Source organism: bacterium (genome assembly GCA_021372775.1).
Lineage (GTDB): Bacteria > Acidobacteriota > Polarisedimenticolia > J045 > J045 > JAJFTU01.
On the sequence record JAJFTU010000282.1, the window covers coordinates 1 to 5102 of the forward strand.

Genomic DNA, 5102 nt, shown 5'->3' on the forward strand with positions numbered 1-5102 from the left:
GCGAGAGGCCCGGACGCGCATGAAGGCTCTGACGGTCTGCATGGGCAGCGCCTGCCACCTCAAGGACGCGCTGGCGGTCGTGGACGCGTTCCGCGCCGAGATCCGCCGCAACGGCCTCGAGCCGTTCGTCGAGCTCAAGGGCTCGTTCTGCCTCGGCCGCTGCGTCGAGGCGGTGATGGTCAAGTTCGACGACACGCTGATCCCGGGCGTCGGGGCCCACAACGCGCAGGAGGTCTTCCAGAACGAAGTCCTCCCCCGCTGCCGGAGCTGAGCGCCGTGGAAGAACACCGCGACCTGTGGCAGGAGCTGTGGAAGTACGACCCGAACGCGCTCGTCGTCGTCAACCCGCGGATGGAAGTGCTGATCGTCAACCCGGCCTTCTGCCGCATGTTCCTCGTCAGCGCCGAGCGGGTCGTGGGGATGAACCTCGAGCGGCTGCTCGGCGACATCGAGGAGTTCCGCGCGATCTACGCCGAGAACCGCGTCGTCGAGGGGATGACCAAGCGCTTCCCCGCCTACGGGCTGACGGTGCGGATGGTCGCCTTCGCGCTCAAGCAGCGCGGGATGCTCGCCGCGATCTTCCACGACGTCACGAACGAGGAGAAGCAGCGCGACGAGCTGCAGCGGATCCGCGAGCACGCGGCGCAGAAGGTCAACGACGTCGTCGAGGCCCAGATGCGCGTCGTGCAGGAGGTCGCCGGGCTGCTCGGCGAGGCGGTGGCCAACACGCGCGTCTCGCTCTACCAGCTGATCCGCACGATCGAAGCCGAGGAAGACTGAGCGGATGAAGTCCTTCGTCCACCACCGGGCGATCAACAAGGCCGGCGAGGAGGTCTGCGGCGACAGCTTCCGCACCTACGCCGGAGGCGACCGCTGCTTCTTCGTCCTCTCCGACGGCCTCGGCTCGGGGATCAAGGCCAGCATCTTCTCCAACCTGACGGTGCGGATCATCACCGCCATGGCCGCCGCCGACATCCCGCTCTCCGAGATCGTGCGCACCGTCTCCCGCACGCTGCCGCTCTGCCGCGAGCGCGGCATCGCCTACGCGACGTTCACGATGGCCGACGTCTCCAGCGACGGCTTCTGCGAGCTGGTCAGCTACGACAACCCGGACCCGATCCTCGTCCGCGGCGGCAAGGTCTTCGTGCCGGAGTGGGAGGAGCGGACGATCCAGGACAAGAAGGTCAAGGTCGCCTCGCTCCAGCTCGACCAGGGGGACGCGATCTTCCAGGTCAGCGACGGCGTCGTCTACGCCGGCCTCGGCCGGGAGATGAACTTCGGCTGGCAATGGAGCAACGTCGCCCAGTTCGTCGCCGACGCCTTCGCCGAGACCAAGTCGGTCGAGGACACGGTGGACCGCCTGCTGGCCCGCGTGGCCGAGCTCTACGGCGGCGAGCCGGGGGACGACGCGACGGTCATCGGCTCGGAGATCCGCCAGATCCGCTCGATCGCCCTCTTCACCGGCCCGCCGATGGACCGCGCCGACGACCGCAAGGTCGTGGAGGCGTTCCTCGCCGCGCCGGGGCGCAAGGTGATCTGCGGCGGCACGACGGCGAACATCGTCGCCCGCGTCACCGGCCGCTTCGCCGAGGTGGACATCTCGTCGGCGCGCAAGGACGTGCCGCCGATGGGGATCATGGAGGGGATCGACCTCGTCACCGAGGGGGTGCTGACGATCTCCCGCGCCGTGCAGCTGCTCAAGGAGGCGAACCTCGACGAGCGGAACATCCCCGAGGACCGCAACGGCGCGACGGAACTCGCCCGCGCGCTGCTCGGCGCCGACCACGTCAAGCTGTTCCTCGGGCTGCGCGTCGATCCGCTCTACCAGAACCCGCTGCTGCCGCTCTCGATCTCGCTGCGCAAGTACCTAGGGCAGGAGCTGATCGCCCTGCTGCGCGACGCGGGGAAGTCGGTCGAGATCGAGTACCACTGACGCCGCGGCTCACTGCGCGACGGTCAGCGCCTCTCCGGGATAGATCACGGTGTCCTGCGGCATGCCGTTGATGCGGCAGAGATCGCGGACGCTCAGCCCGTGCTGCCGCGCCACGCCGGCGAGCGTCTCGCCGCGCTTCACGACGTGCACGCTGCCGTCGGCCGCCCGCTCGCGGTCGGACTGCACCTCGGCGGTCCGCGCCGGGATGACCAGACGCTGTCCGGCGACGATCCGCCAGCCCTTGCCGAGGCGGTTGGCGGCGGCGATGTCCGCGGCGGCGACGCCGTAGATCCGCGAGATCGACGCCAGCGACTCGCCGCGCTTCACGACGTGGGCCCGCGGCTGCGCCGAGCGGCGCGCGACCTTCGGCGCCTGCGGGGCCTTCGGGTCGGCCGGCGCGGCGGCCGCGCGTCCCTTCTGGGCGAGCTGTTCCTGCGGCGCGGGCCGGCTCTTGCCGCCGGCGGGCGCGGCGACGCGGAGTTCGCGGCCGGCGACGAGCTTGATCGAGCGGCCCATGCCGTTCCACTTCTGGATGTCGGAGACCCGCACGCCGAACCGGCGCGCGACGCCGCTGAGCTGGTCGCCGCGCCGCACGGTGTAGACGCCGTTCACGGCCCGCTGCGCGGCGTTGCGCGGGGCCTGCGCGCGCTGCTGCGGCGCCGCGTCGGCGGCCGCGGCGGCCGCGTCCGGCCCCTGCGGCACGACGAGGACCATCCCGGCGTAGATCCGCGGCCGGCGGCCGAGCTGGTTCGCCTCGGCCAGCGCGCGCGACGACACGCCGTGCTGCCGCGCGATCCAAGCCAGCGACTCGCCGCGCCGCACGACGTGCTCGACCGGCGCGATCCGCTGGTCGGCGGGGACGGCGGCCAGACGGTCGGCGAACCCTTCGGCCGCGCCGACCGGCACCTTCAGGACGAAGTCCTTGTAGGCCGGGGGCGTGACCTGGCGGCGCAGCGCGGGGTTGAGCTGGCGCAGCGACTCGGGGTCGGTCCCGGCGACCGTCGCGAGGACGGAGAGGCTGGTGGACGACGGCACGACGACCGTTTCGAACTGCAGCGCCGGCGCCGGCGTCACGTCGAAGCCGAACCGCTTCGGGTCCTTGGCGACGATCGTGGCGGCGATGATCGCCGGCACGTAGTTGCGCGTCGCCAGCGGGAACTGCCGCAGGTTGGCCGGATCGAAGAAGTCCTTGCTGTTCGTGCGGGCCACGACCTTGCGCACGAAGTTCTCGCCGCAGTTGTACGAGGCCAGCGCGAGGTACCAGTCGCCGAACTCGGCGTAGAGGTCGCGCAGGTAGGCGGCCGAGGCGCGGGCCGACTTCTCCGGATCGGCGCGCTCGTCGAGCCACCAGTTGGTGACCAGCCCGTAGCGGCGGCCGGTCTCGGCGATGAACTGGTAGATGCCGCGCGCCGCGGCCGGCGAGTAGGCGCTGGTCTTGAAGCTCGACTCGACGTGGGCGAGGTAGACGAGGTCCTGCGGCACGCCCTCCTGGGCGAAGATCTGCCGCGCGCGCTCGACGTACATGCCGGAGCGCTCGATGCCGCCGGACATCACGCCGCGCAGGCCGTGCGTCCAGGCTTCGAGCCAGGCGTAGACCTGGTCGTTGAGGACCAGCGGGTAGTCCGCCGTGATCCCCTGCGCCGCCTTGCCGACCTCGGAGAGCAGCGTCTTGTCGAGCTGCGGCTCGGGGCTCTCGAGGATCTCGCCCGACGCCGCGGTCTCGGTCGCGTCGTCGTCGCTGTCGATCTCGGCGCGGATCTCCGACTCGCGCACCGCGCGGTCGCGCTCGGCCTCGATCTGCCGCGACTGCTCGGCGACCTGCGGGTCGGTCTGGGCGAGCGGGGCGAGGATCGCCACGGCGCGGTCCCACGCCTGCTGCGCCTCGTCCATCAGCCCCAAGCGGGCCTGCTCGCGGGCGAGAAGGACTTCCTCGATCGCGTGGTTGATCGTCTCCTGACGGTCGGAGCGCGAGGCGGCGACCGCCCCGGCGACCGGCGCGGCGGCCGGAGCGGCCGGACCGGCGGCCGTGGCGCAGCCGCAAAGAGTGAGCAGCGCGCCGAAGAGAAGAGCCGCAGGACGCCCGAAAGGCGCCGCGGACAAGGGACGGCGGAGAGTATGCTGAGCCAATGTCCTGCCTTCGCTGGGGTTCGGACCGCCCTCGGCGACGGCCCATACCGGAATGTTAGGTGCGCGCGTCCCGCCGCGTCAACAATTCAATGGCGACGCGGCGCTTCCGATGTTGACCGCGCCGCTCCCCGCCCCTACTCTTGGGGCCTACGCTGGCGAAAACAAGGCGACAAGGAGTCAGGTCGATGAGCAGCGGCAAAACCCCGGAAACCACCCCCCTGTCCCTCAGCCCCGAGAAGACCCGCGCCCTCGCCGACGCGGTCAAGCAGATCGAGCAGCAGTTCGGCAAAGGGGCGGTCGTGCGGCTCGGCTCGAACCGGCACGTCGAAGTCCCGGTCATCTCCTCCGGCTCCCTGTCGCTCGACTGGGCGCTCGGCTGCGGCGGCGTGCCGCGCGGCCGCGTCATCGAGGTCTTCGGCCCCGAGTCCTCCGGAAAGACCACCCTGGCGCTGACGATCATCGCCCAGGCGCAGGCCGCCGGCGGCATGGCCGCCTTCATCGACGCCGAGCACGCGCTCGACCCCACCTACGCCCGCAAGCTCGGGGTGGACGTGGACAACCTCCTCGTCTCCCAGCCGGACAGCGGCGAGCAGGCGCTGGAAATCTGCGAGGTCCTCGTCACCTCCGGCGCGCTCGACGTCCTCGTCGTGGACTCCGTCGCCGCCCTCGTCCCCAAGGCGGAGCTGGAAGGGGAAATGGGCGACTCCCACGTCGGCCTGCAGGCCCGGCTGATGAGCCAGGCGCTGCGCAAGCTGACGGCCAAGGTCTCGCAGGCCAAGACCTGCCTGCTCTTCATCAACCAGCTGCGCGAAAAGGTCGGCGTGATGTTCGGCAACCCCGAGGTCACGACGGGCGGCCGCGCGCTCAAGTTCTACGCCAGCCAGCGGCTCGACATCCGGCGCATCGGTTCGATCAAGGAAGGCGAGGAGGTCATCGGCAACCGCACCAAGGTCAAGGTGGTCAAGAACAAGCTCGCCGCCCCGTTCCGCCAGATCGAATTCGACATCCTGTTCAACGAAGGGATCTCCCGCGAAGGGGATCT

Annotated in this window: 5 protein-coding genes; 4 read left to right on the forward strand and 1 reads right to left on the reverse strand. The window is 70.7% G+C overall.

Translation table 11 applies throughout. The features are described 5' to 3' along the window. The 3 genes from LLG88_09905 to LLG88_09915 all read left to right on the forward strand — a co-directional run. The coding region (locus LLG88_09905; protein ID MCE5247217.1) for a (2Fe-2S) ferredoxin domain-containing protein at positions 1-271 on the forward strand (271 nt) is incomplete at its 5' end. Between the two features lie 5 nt (positions 272-276). Further along, positions 277-780, forward strand: a complete 504-nt coding sequence (locus tag LLG88_09910) for a PAS domain-containing protein (protein MCE5247218.1) — start codon at positions 277-279, stop codon at positions 778-780. Between the two features lie 4 nt (positions 781-784). Next, positions 785-1933 carry a serine/threonine-protein phosphatase gene (locus LLG88_09915; GenBank protein MCE5247219.1) on the forward strand — a complete coding sequence of 383 codons (1149 nt, stop codon included), beginning with the start codon at positions 785-787 and terminating at the stop codon, positions 1931-1933. A 9-nt stretch (positions 1934-1942) separates the two neighbouring features. Here LLG88_09915 and LLG88_09920 read toward each other — a convergent pair whose 3' ends face one another. After that, on the reverse strand, positions 1943-4033 hold the full coding sequence (locus tag LLG88_09920; GenBank protein ID MCE5247220.1) for a LysM peptidoglycan-binding domain-containing protein: 2091 nt from the start codon (positions 4031-4033) through the stop codon (positions 1943-1945). A gap of 245 nt (positions 4034-4278) precedes the next feature. Between LLG88_09920 and recA the strand changes: the two genes are divergently transcribed. Continuing rightward, a partial coding sequence (recA, locus tag LLG88_09925) for a recombinase RecA (GenBank protein ID MCE5247221.1) occupies positions 4279-5102 on the forward strand: 824 nt, incomplete at its 3' end.